A 19,372-nucleotide genomic window follows, 5' to 3' on the forward strand; every position below is an offset into this window, starting at 1 on the left:
GGTGTGGTAAATGAAAACAGGCTGCAATGGCAGCCTGTTTTGATCGTTACCGCGCGAGCGTTTGCGCTCCCTGTCACGTTACGCCTTGTGCACCTTCAAACCTGCCAGCGTCTGACCGACTGGCATCATCTCCAGCGTATTGATATTGACGTGCTTAGGCAGATTCGCCACCCAGTATACCGCTTCGGTCACGTCTTCTGCCGTTAACGGTTCCGCGCCGTCATACACGCTGTCCGCTTTGGCATCGTCGCCCTTAAAGCGCACGTTAGAAAACTCGGTGCCGCCGACCAGGCCTGGTTCAATATTGGTGACGCGCAGCGCGGTGCCATGCAAATCGGCGCGCAGATTCAGGCTGAACTGACGCACGAAGGCTTTGGTGGCGCCATACACGTTGCCGCCGGCGTAAGGCCAGCTGCCGGCAATCGAACCGATATTGATGATGTGGCCAACATTGCGGTCAACCATGGCCGGCAACACCGCGCGGGTCATATACACCAGGCCTTTGTTATTGGTGTCGATCATCAAATCCCAGTCATCGACGTTGGCTTTATGCGCCGGCTCGATGCCCAACGCCAGACCGGCGTTGTTTACCAACACGTCGATATTGCGCCAGTCGGCGGGCAGGCTGGCCAGCGCTTCTTCAATACCGGCACGGTTGCACACGTCCAGTTGCAGGGTATAAACAGCGTCACCCAGCTCCTCTTTCAGCGCCTGTAAACGCTCCTGACGGCGGCCAGTGGCGATCACTTTGTGCCCCTGAGCGATAAAGCGGCGGGTGATATCTTCTCCGAATCCTGCGGTAGCGCCAGTAACAAATACAATCATCTCACTGTTCCTCAAGGTATTTTCAATTCCAGCCACCTTACCATTTCAAAGGTAAGCTGATAAGGACGAAAAGGTTATGATTTATTTACTTATGCGCTCTGCACACTGTTGGTGCGCTTAATCCACTAATTGCCTTTATTTAGTGCGCCTTTTTACCGCGCAGCGCCGATCGTTGCGGCGTTTAAATAATAATCCCTGGATGCAACCGTTTGCGGGGGAAAGCAACCGGTTGCGCACACGATTACCCGTCTGGCAGACATCGATTTGTCATAAATATTCATTAACCTGTTGATTCTAATTAAAAAATAGCACCATTGCGATCTGGCATAACAATTGCAATTTGAAATAAAGGTCATCACCTGCAATAACAAAAGAAAGGGTCGAACTCTTTCCCCAAGGAATCGCTATGTCAGTTACCTGTACTCAGGCTATTCGCGGAAGCTTTTTTGATATTACTGCCGTTGTGGACACGCCGACGCAGCTTCCCGAACAGGCTCGTTATATTGAAGATGGATTGCTGCTGCTGAACGGCGGTGAAATCGTATCGCTGCAGCCGTGGGAAGAAGGGCGCCTTCAGCTTGCCGACCACGTCGCCGTGCTCGACTATCGCGGCAAGCTGATCGTTCCCGGTTTTGTCGATACGCATATTCACTACCCGCAAACCGAAATGATCGGTGCCTATGGTGAGCAGCTGTTGGAATGGCTGCAGCAGTACACCTTCCCGGTGGAGAGCCAGTACCATTGCCCGCAGCACGCCGCCAAAATGTCGGCCTTCTTCCTGCACCAACTGCTGAGCAATGGCACCACCACGGCGCTGGTGTTTGGCACCGTGCATCCCGAGTCGGTCGATGCGCTGTTTACCGCCGCCGACGGGTTGGGGATGCGGCTGATTGCCGGTAAGGTAATGATGGATCGTAATGCGCCCGATTACCTGACCGAAACGCCGGAGCAGAGCTATCAACAAACGCGTGCGCTGATTGAGCGCTGGCACAACAAGGGTCGCCTTAGCTATGCGCTGACGCCACGCTTTGCGCCGACCTCTTCGCCGGAACTGCTGAGCAAGGTCAGCCAGCTTAAGGCCGAATATCCGGATACCTGGATGCATACCCACCTCAGCGAAAATCCGCAGGAAATTGCGTGGGTGAAGTCGCTGTTCCCGGCGCATAAAAACTATCTCGATGTGTACGACGCTTATCAGCTAACCGGTCGCCGCAGCGTGTTTGCGCATTGCCTGCATCTGGAAGAGGAAGAGTGGGACTGCCTGCACGAAACCGACTCCGCCGTGGCATTTTGCCCGACCTCAAACCTGTTTTTGGGCAGCGGCCTGTTCGACCTGAACACCTGCTGGCAGAAAGGGGTGAAAATGGGTATGGGTACCGATGTCGGCGCAGGGACCACCTTTAGCATGCTGCAGACGCTGGGTGAGGCCTACAAAGTGGGCCAGCTTCAGCGCTACAAGCTGGCGGCGTGTGAAGCCTTCTATCATGCCACGCTGGGCGGCGCGCATGCGCTGGATCTGGACAGCCGCATCGGCAGCTTCAGTCCCGGAAAAGAAGCCGACTTCGTGGTGCTGGATCCGGCGGTTTCCGCCTTACAACAGATGCGCCATGCCAACAGCAAAGATATCTGGGAAAAACTCTTTGTGCTGATGACGCTGGGCGACGATCGCAATATCGCTGCAACCTGGGTAAACGGGCAGTGCGTCTGGCAGACACACAGTGAGGTAAAAGCCGCATGATCCAATTTTTACTGAATCAGACGCTGGTGACCGAAGAGTCGCTGGATCCCAATCTGACCGTACTGAACTACCTGCGTCAGAATAAACGCCGTAGCGGCACCAAAGAAGGCTGTGCCTCGGGTGACTGTGGCGCCTGTACGGTCACCCTGGGCCGGGTGGAAAACGGCGAAATGGTGTATGAAACCGCCAACAGCTGCCTGACCTTTGTCAGCAGCCTGCAGGGTAAACAGCTGATCACCGTCGAGGACTTAAAGCAGGGTAATAAACTGCATTCGGTGCAGCAGGCGATGGTGGATTGCCACGCGTCACAGTGCGGGTTCTGCACGCCGGGTTTTGTGATGTCGCTGTTCACGCTGCAAAAAAACAGTGAAGGCTGGCAGCATAAGCAGGCTGAACAGGCGCTGGCGGGCAACTTATGCCGCTGCACCGGCTACCGTCCGATTGTCGATGCCGCGCGCCAGGCCTGCGAACAGCCTGAAGTTGACAGTTTCCAGTTGCAGAGTGCGGACACGGCGAAGCGCCTGAGCGCGCTGAAAAACGCGGAGCTGCAAACCCTGACCTTCAAGGGCAACCGCTGCTATGTGCCGAAAACCGTTGCACAGCTGGCGGAGTTGCTACTGGAGTCTCCGCAGGCGAAGCTGCTGGCCGGCGGCACCGATCTGGCGTTGCAGGTTACGCAGTTCTACAAGCCGTTACCGCTAATGATTGCCCTTGAGCAGATTGATGAGCTGAAAGCCTGCCAGATAGCCGAGCACGAGATTGTGCTGGGCGCCGGTGCGTCTCTGCATCATTGCTATCAGCTGCTGGCAGCGCACATTCCGCCGTTCTCCGAGATGCTGGAGCGGTTTGCCTCATTGCAGATCCGCCATCAGGGCACGCTGGGCGGCAACATCGCCAACGGTTCGCCGATCGGTGATACGCCGCCGATGTTACTGGCGCTGAATGCCTCGCTGGAACTGCAACAAGGCCAGCGCGTACGTCGTCTGCCGCTCAACGAGTTCTTCCTTTCCTATCGCAAAACCGCCTTACAGGAAGGGGAGTTTATCCGCGCGATCGTCATTCCAAAAGTGACGCCGTCACAAACCTTCGCCGCATGGAAAGTCTCCAAACGATTGGAAGATGATATCTCGGCGGTATTCGCCGCGCTGCTGGTCGACACCGACAGCAGCGGCGTGGTGACCGAAGCACGCATCGCCTTTGGCGGCATGGCCGAAATTGCCAAACGCGCCAGCCATAGCGAACAGCTGCTGACCGGTAAACCGCTGACGCTGACGTCAATCGAACAGGCCTGCGCCGCCCTTGAGCAGGACTTTAAACCGCTGAGCGATTTCCGCGCCAGTGCGGATTACCGTCTGCAAATCGCCAAAAACTTATTACGCCGTTTCTATGCTTCCCGTTCGGGTGAGCTGACGTTGTTGGAGGTATCGCGCTATGTCTCATAATCGACCGGTAGTGGCAGAAGACGTGATTGCCCGGCAATACCGGGAAGGGATCCAGAGCGGCGTGGGCAAAAGTAACAAGCACGAAAGCGCCGATAAACATGTCTCCGGTGAAGCCCTGTACATCGATGACAAGCTTGAGCTGCCGGGCATGCTGCATCTCTGCCCACGGCTGAGTGAACACGCCCATGCGCGCATTCTGCATATCAACGTTGAACCCTGCTACGCCATTCCTGGCGTGGTGCAGGTGTTAACCTGGCATCAGGTGCCGGGCGAGCTGGATATCGGCCCACTGGAGCCGGGCGATCCGCTGCTGGCGAAGGAGGTGGTGGAGTACGCCGGTCAGGTGGTGCTTGCCGTGGCGGCTGAAACGCCCGACGCGGCGCGCCAGGCCGCCGAAGCCGCCATCATCGAGTACGAGGTGCTGACGCCCATGCTCGATGTCAAGGAAGCGCTGGAAAAGCACCACTTTGTCCAACAACCGCATGTGCATCAGCGTGGTGATGCGCAGGCCGCGCTGGCGCGTGCCGCTCACCGTTTACAGGGTGAATTCCATATCGGTGGCCAGGAACATTTCTACCTCGAGACGCAGGTGGCGATGGTCATTCCCGGTGAGGACAACTCGCTGCAGGTCTTTTCTTCCACGCAAAACCCGACGGAAGTACAGAAGCTGGTGGCCTCGGTGATGGGCATCACCATGAACAAAGTCACCATTGATATGCGCCGCATGGGTGGCGGCTTCGGCGGCAAAGAGACTCAGGCAGCGGGCGTGGCCTGTTTGTGTGCCGTGGCGGCGAGGATGACCAATCGTCCGGTGAAAATGCGCCTGGCGCGGCGCGATGATATGCGCATGACCGGCAAGCGCCATCCTTTCTACGTGCGCTATGACATCGGCGTGGATGAAACCGGACGATTCTGCGGCGTGAAAATCGATCTGGCCGGAAACTGCGGCTATTCGCTCGACCTGTCCGGCTCGATTATCGATCGTGCGATGTTCCATGCGGACAACGCCTATTATCTCGGCGATGCGCTGGTGACTGGCTATCGCTGCCGGACCAATATCGCGTCGAACACCGCCTATCGCGGCTTCGGCGGTCCGCAGGGCATGGTGGCGATTGAACAGATCATGGATCACATCGCCCGTGAACTGAAACTGGACCCGCTTGAAGTGCGTAAGCGCAACTATTACGGCAAGGAAGAGCGCAATATCACCCATTATCACCAGAAGGTTGAAGACAATCTGATGGCGGAAATGACTGAACAGCTGGAAGTCAGTGCGTCTTATGCCCAGCGGCGGGAAGAGATCCGCGCCTTCAATGCGTCCAGCCCGTATCTGAAACGCGGGCTGGCGCTGACGCCGGTCAAATTCGGCATCTCCTTTACCTCAAGCTTCCTCAACCAGGCGGGCGCACTGATCCTGATCTACACCGACGGCACCGTGCAGTTAAACCATGGCGGAACCGAGATGGGCCAGGGGTTAAACACCAAGGTGGCGCAGATTGTCGCGGAAGTGCTGCAGATCGACGTCGATCAGATTCAGATCACCGCTACCGATACCGGTAAAGTGCCGAACACCTCACCGACGGCAGCCTCGAGCGGCACCGATCTCAACGGTAAAGCGGCGCAAAATGCGGCGGAAATCCTGCGTGACCGCCTGACCGAAATGCTGTGCAAGCTACACGGCTGCAGCGCCGAAGAGGTGACATTCAGCAACGGCATCGTGCGGGTGAAAGACCAGCATTTCACCTTCCCGGACGTGGCGCAAATGGCGTGGTTTAACCAGGTGCCGCTGTCGGCAACCGGCTATTACAAGGTGCCGGGCATTCATTACGATCGCCAGGCCGGGCGCGGCACGCCGTTCTATTACTTCGCCTATGGTGCGGCCTGCGCCGAGGTGATTATCGACACCCTTACCGGGGAATATCGCCTGCTGCGGGCGGACATTCTGCATGACGTTGGCGCGTCGCTGAACCCGGCGATCGACATCGGTCAGGTGGAAGGCGGTTTTGTGCAGGGCGTTGGCTGGCTGACCTGCGAAGAGCTGGTGTGGAACGACAAAGGGCGCTTAATGACCGATGGCCCGGCGAGCTACAAAATTCCCGCCATTGGCGACGTGCCGGCAGATATGCGGGTGACGCTGGTAGAAAACCGTAAGAACCCAAAAGATACGGTGTTCCATTCGAAAGCCGTGGGTGAACCGCCGTTTATGCTGGGTATTGCGGCCTGGTGCGCCTTGCAGGATGCGGTATCCAGCGTCAGCAACTACCAGCAACATCCGCTGCTGGATGCGCCCGCGACGCCGGAAAGGGTGTTCTGGGGCGCGGATAAGCTCAAAGCCGGGGTGACCGATGCGCACTGATGACTGGATTATGGTATTGGCTCAGCTGCATGAGCGGCGCGAACCCTGCGTGCTGCTCACCGTTCTGGACGAAAAAGGCTCAGTGCCGCGCGATCGCGGCAGCAAAATGGTGGTGTCTGCCAGCAAAACCTGGCTGACCATTGGCGGTGGCCATCTGGAATTTAAGTGCGTCGCCGCCGCCAGAGAGATGTTAATCGCCAGGCAGTCGCAGCCCTACAGCGAGCACTTCAATCTTGGCGCCAAGTTGGGCCAGTGCTGCGGCGGCATGACCACCGTGCTGTTTGAGCCGTTGCTGCAGATCCAGCCGCAAATCGTGGTGTTCGGTGCCGGGCACGTCGGTCAGGCGCTGGTGAATTTGCTGGCGACGTTACCCTGTAACGTATTCTGGGTGGATGAACGCCGCGAACAGTTTTCCAGCGTGCCACCAGGAGTGACGGTTTGCTGCCTTGACGATCCCACCGAGCAGGTGGATTTGATGCCGCCAGACAGCTATTTTGTGGTGATGACCCATCATCATCCGCGCGATTTAGAACTGTGTGAAGCGATCCTCAAGCGCGGCGATTATCGTTATTTTGGCGTGATTGGATCGCAAACCAAGCGTCAGCGTTTCGACTATCGCCTTGAAGGTAAAGGCTTCACCCGGCAGCAGCTGGACAGCATGCGCTGCCCGATTGGCCTGCCGGATATTACCGGCAAACTGCCGGCGGAGATTGCCGTGGCGGTGGCGGGAGAAATTATTGCCACTTATCAACGGGCTGATGCTGATTGAGTTGGCTTAGGCGGATTAACCGCCTATGCTGAAGGTCACCCATGACCAGGAGATCTGCGATGCAAGCCAATCCGTTCAGTCAGCCAAGTACACTGCCTTATCAGGCACCGCCGTTCGATCGCATTTCCGATGCCGACTACCGTCCCGCACTGGAACAGGCAATGGCCGAAAAGCGTGCGGAAGTGCAGCAGATTGCCGAAAACCCCGACGCACCGAGCTTCGAAAATACCTATGAAGCGCTGGAAAAGTGCGGGCTGATGCTGCGCCGCGTCGAGAATGTCTTTGGCGCGATGACCTCCGCCAACACCAACGCCACCTTACAGGCGCTGGACGAAGAGATGTCGCCACGGCTTGCCGCGCTGAATGATGAAATCCGGCTGAACAGCACGCTGTTTGCCCGCCTGGACAGCGTTTATCAGCAGCGGGAATCGCTGGAGCTGCCAGCCGAAGCGCTCAGGCTGGTCGAGGTGGTCTGGCAGACCTTCCAGCTGGCCGGTGCCAGCCTCAGCGACGATCAAAAAACCGCGCTAAAAGCCCTTAATCAACAATCCGCCACCTTGAGCACCCAGTTCACCAATCGCCTGCTGGCCGGCACCAAAGCCAGTGGCCTACGCCTCAGCAGCGCCGATTCCCTTGCCGGGTTAAGCGAGGCCGAGCTGACCGTGGCAGCCCAGGCCGCCGCAGAACGCGGCCTGCAGGGACAATGGTGGCTGGCGTTGCAAAACACTACACAACAGCCGGTCTTACAGGATTTGAGCGATCGTCAAACCCGCGAAAAATTATTCGATCTTGCCTGGCGTCGTACCGAGAAAGGCGATGCGAATGACACCCGCGAACCGATCGTCAAACTGGCCTCGGTCCGCGCGCAACAGGCGCAGCTGCTCGGTTTCAGTAGTTTTGCCGAATGGAAGTTGCAGGATCAGATGGCGAAAACCCCGGACGCCGCGCTGGCGTTTATGCGGGCAATCGTGCCCGCTGCCACCGCGCGCGCCAAACGCGAAGCGGCCGATATCCAGGCGGTGATTGACCAACAGCAGGGCGGGTTTGCGCTTGAGCCCTGTGACTGGTTGTTCTATGCCGAACAGGTTCGTCGGGCGAAATACGATCTCGATGAAAGCCAGATCAAGCCCTATTTTGAAGTCACCTCGGTGCTGGAAAACGGCGTGTTTTATGCCGCCACCCAGCTGTTTGGTATCACCTTTGCCCGTCGCGACGATATCCCGGTATGGCATCCCGATGTCACCGTATATGAAATTATCGACAACAATGGTTTGCCGATGGCGTTGTTCTACACCGACTTCTTTAAGCGCGAGAGCAAGGGCGGCGGTGCCTGGATGAGTAATTTTGTCGACCAGTCGAAACTGCTTGGCACCCATCCGGTGATTTACAACGTCTGCAACTACAGCAAACCGGCCGAAGGTCAACCGGCGCTGATCGCCTGGGATGATGTGATCACACTGTTCCACGAATTTGGCCATACGCTGCATGGTCTGTTTGCTGAACAGACTTATCCAACGCTGTCCGGCACCAATACGCCACGGGACTTCGTCGAGTTCCCGTCACAGATTAATGAACACTGGGCCAGCAATGAAAAAGTGTTTATGCATTACGCCCGCCATTATCAAACCGGTGAGCCGATGCCGCAGGCGCTGCGCGACAAAATTGTTAAAGCCAGCACGTTTAATAAAGGCTATGACATGACCGAACTGCTGGCGGCGGCGCTGCTGGATCTCCACTGGCACAGTCTGCGCGCGGAGGATCAGCCCGCAGACGTGGCGGCGTTTGAGCAGGAGGCGTTACAGGCGGACAACATCAATTTGCCACAGGTTCCGCCGCGCTATCGCTCAAGCTATTTCCAGCATATCTGGGGCAATGGCTATGCCGCGGGATATTACGCCTATATCTGGACGCAGATGCTGGCAGACGATGGCTTCGAATGGTTTAACGAGCAGGGCGGATTAACCGCAGAAAACGGTCAGATCTTCCGTGAGAAGATCCTGTCGAAAGGTAACAGCGAAGATTTGAAGCAGCTGTATGCTGACTGGCGCGGGCAGGATCCGGTAATTGAACCGATGCTGATTAATCGCGGCCTGAAAGAAGCCTGATAGCGGCGTTTAACCGGGGCGGGAAGGGGAAACGGCTCTCACAGTCTGAGGATGGTTTCTCCCTTGCCGCCCCTTTTTATTATCAGGCCAGCGGACCACCCTGAATGGTGTCGCACATGCCATGGATAATGCGCTCACCGGTTTCGCTCTTCAGATCGTCGTACCACTGTTGCGTGACGTCCATCTCTTTACCGTGGGTCACGTCGCAGCGTTTGCGGGCTTTCAGCACCAGATCTTTGACCCGATCCGCACGCTTAAACTGATAGCGCAGCAGCGCGTCTTCAATGCCTAATGCGTTCGTTTGCAGGCAATTCGCCAGCACCACCGCATCTTCCATCGCCGCACAGCCGCCCTGACCGATATCCGGCGTGGTGCTGTGAGCCGCATCACCCAGCAACGCCACACGACCTTTAACCAGCTCCGGGAACGGATCGATATCGTGGATCTCCACGCGGTTAGTGGTTTCCGGGTTAATCTGCCCAATCAGTTTTTGCACCGGCGCTGCCCAACCGCTGAAGTAGCGGCTGAGATCGTCACGCACGCTGCTGCGATCTTCCGCTAATCCCGCCGGTAGCGGCACGTCAAAGAAGAAGTAGAAACGGTTATTGGCCACCGGCATCAGCGACACGCGTTTACCTTCACCAACAAAGGTTGTCCACTGCTCAGCCGGCGCAATGCTTTCATCAATATCCACCAGCCCGTTCCAGTTGACGTAGCCGGCATAGCGCCGCTCAACGGTGCGGCCCAGCACGTATTTACGCACCACCGAGTGGGTGCCGTCACAGGCGATCAGCAGGTCGCCATGGGCTTCGCTGCCATCTTCAAACCAGGCGGTAACGCCGTTTTCATCCTGCTCCACGCGGGCGACGCGTTTGCCAAACTGGACTTTTTCACGACCCCAAGTGTCCAGCAGCATCGCCTGCAACTCGGCGCGGGCGACCGGATAGGGGCGTTCGCCGGAATCTGCCACCAGCGGATCGAGACTGAACTGCGTCAGCGTGGTGCCCGACTGAAAGTCGTTATACGCCATGGAACGCATCGGGCCACCCAGCATCCGCAGTGGCTCTTTCATCCCAAGGAAATTCAGGCATTTAACGCCATTCGGCCAGATTGAAATGGCAGCGCCCACCGGCTTAATCTCTTTAACAGCCTCAAAAACCTCTGCCTCAATGCCAAAACGGCCCAGGGCAATCGCTGTGCACATGCCGCCTATGCCGGCACCAATGATAATCGCTTTCATCTGTCTCTCCTTTCTGTCATAAGATTTATTAAGCAATTTCTATACCAATTTCTTATGACCGCTCAGGTGGCGTCAGCGGCGGATTTTTGCAGAAGTGAAACGATAGTTTCGCTGCAATCCTGCATTATTGTGATGCATTGCACCATGATGGTGAGTTGCGGGTGAAACGTTTGCAATTATGCCGCATGAAACGTTGGCAAATTCGGCGATCTTTGTCACAGTAATGGCAACCCTCTCCCGGAGAAACTCCCATGGCTATTATTGCCTGCCTGCATGCCGCACGAAGTAACATCGACGTATTTGAAACCGCTCTGCGTTCGCTGGATTTTGGTGATATTCAACTGCTACACCGGGTTGAGGTGGAATTATTTGAACAGGCGGTGGAAGCTAATGAGGTGACACCTGCCATCGCCGCCGCCACGCGACTGGCCATTGAGGAACTGTGCGAGCATGCCGATGCGGTGATCGTCACCTGCACCACGCTGGGCGTGGTGGCCTGGGATGCAAAGCAGTTCAGCAAGCCGGTATTGCGCGTGGATGCTACGCTGGCTAAAGTCGCCTCCCGCTATCACGGCTCGATTCTGGTGCTCTGCACCGCGCACAGTACGCTGGAAGACACCAGGCAACTTTTCGAGGCCTTTATTCCCGGCGAGCGTCTGGCCGTTGAGCTGATCCCGCGCGCCTGGGCTTACTTTAACCATGACGATATTGAAGGCTATCATCGCGAAATTGCCCACTATATTCAGCAGCGCCCCGAATGTTCGCTGGGCTGCATCGTGCTGGCACAGGCCTCTATGGCCGGGGCGGAGAAATATATCAACAGCACGCTGGCGGTGCTGACCGGGCCACAGGTCTGTCTGCAGGCCGCTATCGAAATCCTGCTGTGAAACAAAGTTAATGAAACGTTAAAAAAGTCTCAACCTGAGCCGGAAAGTGTTTTATGCTGACGGCACAACAGGTTACGCCTTACTACAGGGATTTTTTATGTTCGATCTGACGCTCTTCATTTTGCTGGTTCTGGCCGGTCTCAGCTATTTTAGTAACAACCTTACGGTGGCGATTGCGCTGCTGGTGCTGATTATTGTGCGTATGACGCCGCTGAACACCTTCTTTCCGTGGATTGAAAAACAGGGCGTGACGGTGGGGATCATCATTCTGACCATCGGCGTGATGGCACCGATTGCCAGCGGCACCATCCCCAGCACCACGTTGATGCATTCGTTCCTGCACTGGAAATCCCTGCTGGCTATCGCTATCGGGATCTTTGTTTCCTGGGTGGGCGGCCGTGGCGTCACGCTGATGAGCAGCCAGCCAAGCGTGGTTGGCGGTTTACTGATCGGCACCATCATTGGCGTATCGCTGTTCCGGGGCGTGCCGGTTGGTCCGTTAATCGCCGCAGGTCTGGTTTCATTATTTATCGGCAAAATGTAGCCAGCGTCCCGGCGGACGGTCTGCTATCATTGCGCTCTTTTTTAGATGCGAGAAACGACCGGTGAGTAATAAACAAGACAAGCGTGCGAAACGCGCCAAAACCAAAGCGAAACAGGCTAATAACAAGCGTTCGCGCGGCAAGCAGTTGGATGCCGTCGGCCGCCAGAGCTATATCGCCACGCCTGAGATGCTGGAACTGTTTGCCACGCTGCCGCCGCTGGATGAGAACGGTGAGATGCCGTTTGTTGCCGACGTTTATCGCTGGTCGGATGAAGAGTACGGCTTTGAAGGCAACGGCAGCAGTGAAGAAGACATGTTGCAGGTGGGCGCACTGTGCGTACTGTATATCCACTGGCGCACCAGCGGTCAAACCTCACTGATGCAGAACGAAATGATCGAAGCCGCTATTCGTCTGACAGAAGACAATGAGGCGTTCAAAACGCAGTATGCCGCAGCCGTTGCTGCCGCTCAGGCTGAATAAAATCACCCATCCGTAGAGGGGCAACAGGTCATGGCTTCAACTCCGACAATGACTGATATTGCCAGAGAAGCCGGCGTGGGTGTGGCAACGGTCGATCGGGTGATCAATCAACGGGCACCCGTCAAAGCCGCAACCCGTCAACGCGTGCTGGCGGCAGCCCGAACGCTGGGTTTTATCTCTGACAAAATCAGCCTCTCTGCAGATCCCTCACCATCCTGCCGCGCCACTTATATTTTGCTCGACTCCGGGGCGGTTTTTTACCGTGAGTTCAGTGAACAGCTGCTGCTGCATACTGCGCGCTGTGCTCAGCTCGCCAACGATCCCGAACTGATCTTCCTCAACGTCAATGCCACTGAAGCGATTGCCGCGACCATTGTTGCCCTGAGCGACCGGGTTGATGTGATTGGTCTGGTGGCCATCGATCATCCGCTGGTGAATCAGGCCATCAGTGTGGCCCGGGAGAAGGGTGTCCGCGTATACAGCCTGTTCAGCGAACTGACGGCCAGTGGCTGCGCCGGTTACATCGGGCTCGATAACCGTAAGGCGGGGCGTACCGCGGCCTGGGCGCTATCCCGTTTGTGCAGACAGCCGGGCAAGATTGGCATATTGCTGGGCGATCACCGCTTTCTCTGTCAGGAAACCTCCGAGATCAGTTTCCGCTCCTATTTCCGTGAAAAAACCAGCGGGTTCACGATTCTGGAACCGCTGCGTTGCCATGAAGACGATCGCCTGGCTGAACAGGCTACGCGCGAGCTGCTGGCGAACCATCCCGATCTGGTGGCGCTGTATGTGCCCAGCGGCGGCGTGGAAGGGGTGGTTAACGCCTTGCTGGCGGAAAAGCAACGCACTCACCGGTTGCTGACCGTGGTGTGCCATGGACCGATTGCCAGCGCACAGCGCGCGTTACTGGAGGGGGTGGTTGAGGTGTTTATCTGGCACCGGATGGCAACGCTGGCAGCGGGGATCACCGAAGCGATCGCGGAGGATTTTGTCAGCCAGGCGCGCGGCAATCAGCAACGCTATCTGCCGTTTGAACTGATGACCTTAGAAAACTTCTGAGGAGTCAAAGTCAGACACCGGCACGACCGGGGCTGGCCGTGGCGGTGCGCTGACACATTTAGCGGGTCCAGGCGTCGAGGCTGCTCATTGAATCCCGGGCTATCTGCCACAAATCATCTTCCCAGTGGGTAGGGCTAAGCAGTTCGGGACACCAAACGCCGTCATATCCGCTGGCTTTCACCGCGGCCACCCAACTGGCCAGATCAACGTCACCTTCTCCCGGCTGATAATCGCGCTGCACCCGTTCATCCCATTTCTCATCAGGCATCAAACGGCGTCCATCGCAAAAATGCACGCCGTAGATCAACGCCGGATCCAGCGCGGCCACTTCGTGCGGATGGGTATCGCCACCGGCATACAGGTGCCAGAAGTCGATCACCACACCAACATTATCCGCGCCAACCGCCTCTATGATCGCCAGCCCCTGTTTCAGGCTGTTAAAGGGCGTAAACGCCACCACCTCAATTTGAAATTTGATGCCATAGCGCTGACCAATTTTGGCAATGCGGCTGATATTCTCAGTCAGCACCTGACTGCGCCGATCGGCAGAAAGGTTGTCGATTTCATTCAGCGCCATAATCTGCACCACCGGACAGCCCAGCTGCTGAGCGGCATGGCAAATTTTCTCCGCCTGCACCAGCATCTGTTGCTGCGCTTCCGGCTGATGACAACCAATGCCTTTCAGCGCATTCATGCAGCTAATCTCGATCTCATACTGGCGCATCAACGCTTTATAACGTTCCAGCGTGCCGCCATGCTCCAGATAACGGAACAGATGTTCTGGTAGCAGCTCAAGGGCGGTAAAGCCGGTTTCATGCGCGATGCGCAGTTGTGTCACCGCATTGCTGTGCAACACCGAAACACCGTGTAAAGCCTTTTTCATTCTGGACTCCTTATCAGAAACCGACGCTGCGCAGGTAGTGCAGGCTGGCGGTGACATCTTTTAAGCTGCCCGCCACGTCGCGCGGATCGCGCTCCTGCTCAATAGTGATCCAACCTTTCCAGTCCAGTTCGGTGAGCAGCGCTCGCACCGCTGGGTAATCGACATCTCCACGCCCCAGAGGACACATCACGCCCGCAGCACAGGCACTGAAGAAATCCTGCTGCTGGTTGATGGCGGTTTCAAACACCGCTTTATTCACATCCTTAAAGTGCAGATAGTCGATGCGGTCGGCATATTTTCGTAACCAGCTCACCGGATCCAATCCGGCGTAATAGAGGTGGCCGGTATCGAGGCACAGTCCCGCTTCGGCCGCCGGGATATCACTGGCGATACGATCGATTTCATCACCAAACTCGATAAAGCCGCCCGCATGGGGGTGGATCACCGGACGCACGCCATATTCCTGCCAGGCAATGCGGCTTAGCTCGCGGATATGGGAGACCATTCTCTGCCAGTCGGCTTCCGGCAGGCGTTTGGCCCGATCCGACTGGCCGGCACAGCGGGCACGATCTGCGTCGCCAAAGTCGATGATCACCAGGTAAGGCGGTGGCACGTCGCTATCCGCACTGCTGACCGGAACCTTTTGCAAATTGGCGCAGATGGCATGGGTCAGTTCCACCATCTTGCTAAAGTTGGCCTCTGACATCAGGTCATCAAACAGCGTACCGGCGACCAGCGATAGCTGATGGCTTTCCAGCGCCTGTTTGAGGGCGACAGGATCGGTTGGAAGGTAGCCCCACGGACCGAGTTCGATACTGCGGTAACCTGCTTCACGGGCTTCGGTCAGCACTTTTTCCCATGGTGGCAGGAACGGGTTTTTAGGATCGTCGACGCCCCAGCTGCAGGGTGCATTAGCGATTGAATAGGTTCGTGTCATTATTCTGTCCTGTAAGGAAAAGAGTCTTAATGAAACGAGCCTATTTGATAAGGTATCAATATTCCATTTAAAGAATAAATGAAATATTAATTCTTTGAAGTTCGTCATAACTTGATAGGTTATGATGATAGTTTGATAGAAAATGATAGATTTGTTGGGTGACCGGAGCCTCTTGCCTAGCGCAGATGTGAACGTCTGAGCTGAAGCTGGTCGTGATGCTGGTATTGCCGTGGCTCGCTTTCCGGCGCGGTCAGACGGTAAACCGCTTCCTGCAACATATCGCTCAACGGCTGAGCGTAGGTTGTCAGTTGATAGCGGCTTGAGCCTGCCAGCTCGATATTGTCATAACCGACGATGCCTAAGTGATGTTCAGGCGCGGTGCTGGCCAGCGCATCCAGCACGCCAATGGCAAGGATATCGTTCTCGCAGAACATCGCCTCCGCCCAGGCCTGTTGCGGGGTTGATGTCAGATATTGACGATAAGCGTTATAGCCGCTGGCATGGTTGTAATGGTTGGCCTTCAGCAGCGTAATCCCGGCTTCGGTCACGCCAAGTTCTACCAGCCGATCGCGATAGCCTTCATAACGCAACAGCTGCGTGGATTCGGTATCCGGGCCTTTCATGTAGCTAAAGCGCTGGTAACCTTGCTGATGGAGCAGGTCGGCGGTTTGATAGCCAGCCTGATAGCCATCGGTGTTGATTATCTGGATGTAGGGGTTGTCATCGTTGCGGCACAGTTGCACCAGAGGGATGCGGTGAATATCGCGGGCGAGAGCGATCAGCTCATCGCTCAACAGCGTGCCGAGAAACAGTAAGCCATCGACCTGCAGCTGATCGGCCAGCGTCAGCACCGCTTCTTCGCTTTTTTGCGCGCTGATATTGATTAACAGCGCCATATACCCCCGCAGCTGCAGCTGCTGAGTCACCTGATCCAGCAAGGTCAGCAGGTTGGGATTGAGCATTTCATCGACCACCACGCCGATCAGATGCGAGCTTCGCTTCGACAAACTGCGCGCCAGCAGGTTAGGGCGGTAACCCAGTTCTTTCGCTGCCTGCTGCACCCGCTCCATGGCGGGTTCAGAGATCGACGCGCCATCGGTGAATGCCCGTGATACGGTCCATTTCGACACGCCGGCGCGTTTCGCCACATCGCTGGCGGTGACCTTACGTGCAGGAGGCTGTGGTGGCATTTTTTCGCTCATTGTCTCTTCTCATTTACTACCAGGACACCAGTGTAATGCACAATACGATCCGCTTTATGCACCCGGGTGCAAAATAGTTGATTACTGTGATCGGGGCTGTGAAATCATCATTCTGCCGTTTACTTCTTTCCCATCCTCCCAGAAAGTTGGGCCGTTATCTCCGCTGAGTAATCCATTTCGCACCCGGTTGCATTGCCCGTTTTGCACCCGGTTGCAAAAATCAGCCGAGAGCCACTTACCCTGTATAAACCCGATAAAAGAGGTCGTTATGTTGAATGGAGAGAAGAAAATCGCCCGTCCGCTGCGCTGGGCAATGGTTGGCGGTGGCAGATTAAGCCAGGTCGGGTACAAACACCGCTGCGGTGCGCTGCGTGATAACACCGCGTATCAGCTGGTCGCTGGCGCATTTGATATTGATGCGCCGCGCGGCCGTGATTTCGGCGTCAACATTGGCGTGGACGCCAGCCGTTGTTATGACAGCTACCCGCAAATGTTTGCCGAAGAGGCGAAGCGCGCCGATGGCATTGAAGTGGTGACCATCGCCACGCCAAACGGCACGCATTACGAGATCACCAAAGCCGCGCTGAATGCCGGGCTGCATGTGATTTGTGAAAAGCCGCTATTCTTTACCAGTGCCGAAGTAAAAGAAGTGAAGCAGCTGGCTGAAGAGAAAGGGCTAATCGTTGGCGTCACCTACGGCTATTCAGGCCATCAGATGCTGCTGCAAATGCGCAAGATGATCGCGCAGGGTGATATTGGCGACGTGCGCATGGTGGAATTGCAATATACCCACGGTTTCAGTGCCAATGACAGCGCCGACAAATTCTCCGATGCGCAGAAATGGCGGGTCGATCCGAAGATTGCCGGGCCAAGTTTTGTGTTGGGGGATCTCTCCACCCATACCTTCTATATCTCCCAGCTGGTGCTGCCGGAGCTAAAGCTGCAATCGTTGCTGTGCGACCGCCAGAGCTTTATCCCCTCCCGCGCGCCGCTGGAGGATAACGCCATGGTGCTGATGCATTATCACGGTGGCGCGGTCGGCCGCTTGTGGACCTCGGCGATTAACGCCGGTTCGATGAACAGCCAGTTTATTCGCGTGGTGGGATCGAAGGCCAGCCTGCAGTGGGGCGATTACCAGCCAAACGAACTGGTGTATGAAGTTCAGGGTCAGCCAAACCAGGTGATGCACCACGGGATGCCGTATCTGGATGAATCGGCTTTAGCCGACGATCGTCTCGGCGCGTTGCACACCGAAGGCCTGATTGAATCCTGGTCGAATATCTATCTGAAGTTTGCCGTCGCCATCGATGCGAAACAGCGTGGGGATGAGGCGGCGTTGGCTGAAATGGTCTATCCGGGTATTGATGCGGGGCTGGACGGCGTGCGTTGGGTGGAGAACTGCGTGCGCTCGGCGGACAGCGGCGCGGTGTGGGTGAACTTCGAGTAAGTAAACAGGGCGGATGACTCCGCCCTTTACGGCTTAACCTGGGTAAATTCCCCGGTCTTTACGGGCCATCAGAATGCGTTCGCAGGCGACGATATAGGCAGCGGTACGCAGGCTGCACGATTTCTCGCTGGCTTTATCCCAGACGTGGATCATCGCTTCGGTCATGATTTTATCCATGCGATCGTTGATCTCACTTTCGCTCCAGAAGAAGCTGGCCATATCCTGCACCCATTCGAAGTAACTGACCGTGACGCCGCCGGCGTTACAGATGACATCCGGCACCACGGTGACGCCGCGTGAGGTCAGCATATCGTCCGCATCCGGATAGGTCGGGCCGTTAGCGCCTTCCAGCACCAGCTTACAGCTGAGGATCTCAGCGCGCTCGCGGGTGATCTGTCCTTCCAGCGCGGCAGGGATCAGAATATCCATTTGCGTGGACCAGAACGCTTCGCTGGCAATTTCTTCCGCGCCCGGGAAGCCCGCAATGTTTTTGTTGCTGGCCTGCCACTCGCTCAGTGCGGTTAAATCGATGCCATTGGCGTTGAACAAGGTCGCGGAGTGATCCTGAATGACCACCACACGCGCACCCGCCGCCACGAACAGACGCGCAGCTTCACTGCCAACGTTACCAAAACCCTGAACGGCGATTTTCGCCCCTTCAATTTCGATGCCGGAACGGCGGGCAACTTCACGGCCGGTAATATACACACCACGGCCGGTGGCCTTTTCGCGGCCTAACGAACCGCCAAGGTGGATCGGTTTGCCGGTGACAACCCCGGTAATGGTGGTGCCGTGATTCATGGAATAGGTATCCATCATCCACGCCATCACTTTGGCGTTGGTGCCGACATCCGGCGCAGGAATGTCTTTCTGCGGCCCAATGATCAGCCCGATTTCGCTGGTATAGCGACGGGTCAGACGTTCCAGCTCACCTTCAGACAGTTTAAAAGGATCGACACGAATGCCGCCTTTGGCACCGCCATAAGGCAGGTTTACCGCAGCACACTTAATGGTCATCCACGCTGACAGCGCCATCACTTCATTCAAATCGACGTTAGGGTGATAACGCACGCCGCCTTTGCCTGGTCCGCGGGAAAGGTTGTGCTGCACGCGAAAACCTTCGAAGTGACGGATGCTGCCATCGTCCATCTGCAGCGGGATATCGACGATCAGCGCGCGTTTAGGGTGGCGGAGGGTATCAATCCAGCGGGTGAGGTCGCCGAGGTAAGGGGCGACGCGGTCGATTTGCTGCAGGTAGGTAGACCAGGCCGTTGTGCTGCCTTCTGAAACGTAAGATAGCTTATCCATAACAAACCTTTCATTAATTAGTTATATGTACTGCGAAACCAGCAAGTGGTTAGTTGATACGACTTCTTCGCGAGAGAATCTACCACTAAAACGACGTTTCCAAATCGTTAATTTAGTGTGAAATTTGTGGTTGAGGCCGGATTTGGTAG

16 protein-coding genes are annotated in these 19,372 nt (G+C 56.4%); 10 read left to right on the forward strand and 6 right to left on the reverse strand.

What is annotated here, in order from left to right:
• Positions 1 to 78 precede the first annotated feature (78 nt).
• Positions 79 to 825, reverse strand: a complete 747-nt coding sequence (gene ydfG, locus AC1UKS_RS10715; RefSeq protein ID WP_482436794.1) for a bifunctional NADP-dependent 3-hydroxy acid dehydrogenase/3-hydroxypropionate dehydrogenase YdfG — start codon at positions 823 to 825, stop codon at positions 79 to 81.
• Positions 826 to 1,231: 406 nt separating this feature from the next.
• On the opposite strand from ydfG, the gene guaD reads away from it, so the two are divergent.
• The 5 genes from guaD to dcp are packed head-to-tail and all read left to right on the forward strand — an operon-like array spanning position 1,232 to position 9,235.
• Entirely contained in the window at positions 1,232 to 2,563 is a 1,332-nt protein-coding gene (guaD, locus tag AC1UKS_RS10720) for a guanine deaminase (RefSeq protein ID WP_482436795.1), read from the forward strand.
• Positions 2,560 to 4,005: a xanthine dehydrogenase small subunit gene (gene xdhA / locus AC1UKS_RS10725; RefSeq protein ID WP_482436796.1), complete on the forward strand. Its 1,446-nt coding sequence runs from the start codon at positions 2,560 to 2,562 to the stop codon at positions 4,003 to 4,005. Before guaD ends, xdhA begins: the two co-directional genes overlap by 4 nt.
• Positions 3,995 to 6,361, forward strand: a complete 2,367-nt coding sequence (gene xdhB / locus AC1UKS_RS10730; protein ID WP_482436797.1) for a xanthine dehydrogenase molybdopterin binding subunit — start codon at positions 3,995 to 3,997, stop codon at positions 6,359 to 6,361. Before xdhA ends, xdhB begins: the two co-directional genes overlap by 11 nt.
• Entirely contained in the window at positions 6,351 to 7,130 is a 780-nt protein-coding gene (xdhC, locus tag AC1UKS_RS10735; RefSeq protein WP_482436798.1) for a xanthine dehydrogenase accessory protein XdhC, read from the forward strand. The genes xdhB and xdhC overlap by 11 nt, the downstream gene beginning before the upstream one ends.
• 59 nt (positions 7,131 to 7,189) lie before the next feature.
• Positions 7,190 to 9,235 (forward strand): peptidyl-dipeptidase Dcp, encoded by a 2,046-nt coding sequence (dcp, locus tag AC1UKS_RS10740; protein ID WP_482436799.1) that lies wholly within the window; start codon positions 7,190 to 7,192, stop codon positions 9,233 to 9,235.
• Positions 9,236 to 9,317: 82 nt separating this feature from the next.
• Here the strand turns inward: dcp and hpxO are convergent, their stop codons facing one another.
• Positions 9,318 to 10,475 carry an FAD-dependent urate hydroxylase HpxO gene (gene hpxO / locus AC1UKS_RS10745; RefSeq protein ID WP_265910567.1) on the reverse strand — a complete coding sequence of 386 codons (1,158 nt, stop codon included), beginning with the start codon at positions 10,473 to 10,475 and terminating at the stop codon, positions 9,318 to 9,320.
• Positions 10,476 to 10,726: 251 nt separating this feature from the next.
• Between hpxO and AC1UKS_RS10750 the strand changes: the two genes are divergently transcribed.
• From AC1UKS_RS10750 to AC1UKS_RS10765, 4 genes are all read left to right on the forward strand, one after another.
• Positions 10,727 to 11,362 carry a hypothetical protein gene (locus AC1UKS_RS10750; RefSeq protein ID WP_482436801.1) on the forward strand — a complete coding sequence of 212 codons (636 nt, stop codon included), beginning with the start codon at positions 10,727 to 10,729 and terminating at the stop codon, positions 11,360 to 11,362.
• Positions 11,363 to 11,459: 97 nt separating this feature from the next.
• On the forward strand, positions 11,460 to 11,906 hold the full coding sequence (locus tag AC1UKS_RS10755) for a DUF441 domain-containing protein (RefSeq protein WP_013202285.1): 447 nt from the start codon (positions 11,460 to 11,462) through the stop codon (positions 11,904 to 11,906).
• Between the two features lie 61 nt (positions 11,907 to 11,967).
• Positions 11,968 to 12,387, forward strand: coding sequence for a hypothetical protein (locus AC1UKS_RS10760; protein WP_482436802.1), 420 nt, complete (start codon positions 11,968 to 11,970; stop codon positions 12,385 to 12,387).
• Between the two features lie 30 nt (positions 12,388 to 12,417).
• The gene (locus AC1UKS_RS10765) at positions 12,418 to 13,446 is read left to right on the forward strand and encodes a LacI family DNA-binding transcriptional regulator (RefSeq protein ID WP_482436803.1); all 1,029 of its coding nucleotides are present in this window, start codon (positions 12,418 to 12,420) and stop codon (positions 13,444 to 13,446) included.
• 58 nt (positions 13,447 to 13,504) lie between these two features.
• On the opposite strand, the gene AC1UKS_RS10770 is transcribed toward AC1UKS_RS10765, so the two are convergent.
• The 3 genes from AC1UKS_RS10770 to AC1UKS_RS10780 all read right to left on the reverse strand — a co-directional run bounded on the left by AC1UKS_RS10770 (position 13,505) and on the right by AC1UKS_RS10780 (position 16,468).
• Positions 13,505 to 14,329 carry a sugar phosphate isomerase/epimerase family protein gene (locus AC1UKS_RS10770; protein ID WP_482436804.1) on the reverse strand — a complete coding sequence of 275 codons (825 nt, stop codon included), beginning with the start codon at positions 14,327 to 14,329 and terminating at the stop codon, positions 13,505 to 13,507.
• 13 nt (positions 14,330 to 14,342) lie between these two features.
• Entirely contained in the window at positions 14,343 to 15,266 is a 924-nt protein-coding gene (locus tag AC1UKS_RS10775; RefSeq protein ID WP_482436806.1) for a TIM barrel protein, read from the reverse strand.
• Between the two features lie 176 nt (positions 15,267 to 15,442).
• On the reverse strand, positions 15,443 to 16,468 hold the full coding sequence (locus AC1UKS_RS10780; RefSeq protein WP_482436807.1) for a LacI family DNA-binding transcriptional regulator: 1,026 nt from the start codon (positions 16,466 to 16,468) through the stop codon (positions 15,443 to 15,445).
• 268 nt (positions 16,469 to 16,736) lie between these two features.
• Here AC1UKS_RS10780 and AC1UKS_RS10785 point away from each other — a divergent pair, with 268 nt between their 5' ends.
• Positions 16,737 to 17,915 carry a Gfo/Idh/MocA family protein gene (locus AC1UKS_RS10785; RefSeq protein ID WP_482436808.1) on the forward strand — a complete coding sequence of 393 codons (1,179 nt, stop codon included), beginning with the start codon at positions 16,737 to 16,739 and terminating at the stop codon, positions 17,913 to 17,915.
• Positions 17,916 to 17,948: 33 nt separating this feature from the next.
• Here AC1UKS_RS10785 and AC1UKS_RS10790 read toward each other — a convergent pair whose 3' ends face one another.
• Positions 17,949 to 19,223, reverse strand: coding sequence for a Glu/Leu/Phe/Val family dehydrogenase (locus tag AC1UKS_RS10790; RefSeq protein WP_013202278.1), 1,275 nt, complete (start codon positions 19,221 to 19,223; stop codon positions 17,949 to 17,951).
• Positions 19,224 to 19,372 lie beyond the last annotated feature (149 nt).

It is taken from the genome of Erwinia sp. AK-PDG3-5, from assembly GCF_056821705.1.

Excerpts from the sequence above, each read along its gene's own strand:
- ydfG (WP_482436794.1), bottom strand. The coding sequence starts at position 825 with ATGATTGTATTTGTTACTGGCGCTACCGCAGGATTCGGAGAAGATATC.
- guaD (WP_482436795.1), top strand. The coding sequence starts at position 1,232 with ATGTCAGTTACCTGTACTCAGGCTATTCGCGGAAGCTTTTTTGATATT.
- xdhA (WP_482436796.1), top strand. The coding sequence starts at position 2,560 with ATGATCCAATTTTTACTGAATCAGACGCTGGTGACCGAAGAGTCGCTG.
- xdhB (WP_482436797.1), top strand. The coding sequence starts at position 3,995 with ATGTCTCATAATCGACCGGTAGTGGCAGAAGACGTGATTGCCCGGCAA.
- xdhC (WP_482436798.1), top strand. The coding sequence starts at position 6,351 with ATGCGCACTGATGACTGGATTATGGTATTGGCTCAGCTGCATGAGCGG.
- dcp (WP_482436799.1), top strand. The coding sequence starts at position 7,190 with ATGCAAGCCAATCCGTTCAGTCAGCCAAGTACACTGCCTTATCAGGCA.
- hpxO (WP_265910567.1), bottom strand. The coding sequence starts at position 10,475 with ATGAAAGCGATTATCATTGGTGCCGGCATAGGCGGCATGTGCACAGCG.
- AC1UKS_RS10750 (WP_482436801.1), top strand. The coding sequence starts at position 10,727 with ATGGCTATTATTGCCTGCCTGCATGCCGCACGAAGTAACATCGACGTA.
- AC1UKS_RS10755 (WP_013202285.1), top strand. The coding sequence starts at position 11,460 with ATGTTCGATCTGACGCTCTTCATTTTGCTGGTTCTGGCCGGTCTCAGC.
- AC1UKS_RS10765 (WP_482436803.1), top strand. The coding sequence starts at position 12,418 with ATGGCTTCAACTCCGACAATGACTGATATTGCCAGAGAAGCCGGCGTG.
- AC1UKS_RS10770 (WP_482436804.1), bottom strand. The coding sequence starts at position 14,329 with ATGAAAAAGGCTTTACACGGTGTTTCGGTGTTGCACAGCAATGCGGTG.
- AC1UKS_RS10775 (WP_482436806.1), bottom strand. The coding sequence starts at position 15,266 with ATGACACGAACCTATTCAATCGCTAATGCACCCTGCAGCTGGGGCGTC.
- AC1UKS_RS10780 (WP_482436807.1), bottom strand. The coding sequence starts at position 16,468 with ATGAGCGAAAAAATGCCACCACAGCCTCCTGCACGTAAGGTCACCGCC.
- AC1UKS_RS10785 (WP_482436808.1), top strand. The coding sequence starts at position 16,737 with ATGTTGAATGGAGAGAAGAAAATCGCCCGTCCGCTGCGCTGGGCAATG.
- AC1UKS_RS10790 (WP_013202278.1), bottom strand. The coding sequence starts at position 19,223 with ATGGATAAGCTATCTTACGTTTCAGAAGGCAGCACAACGGCCTGGTCT.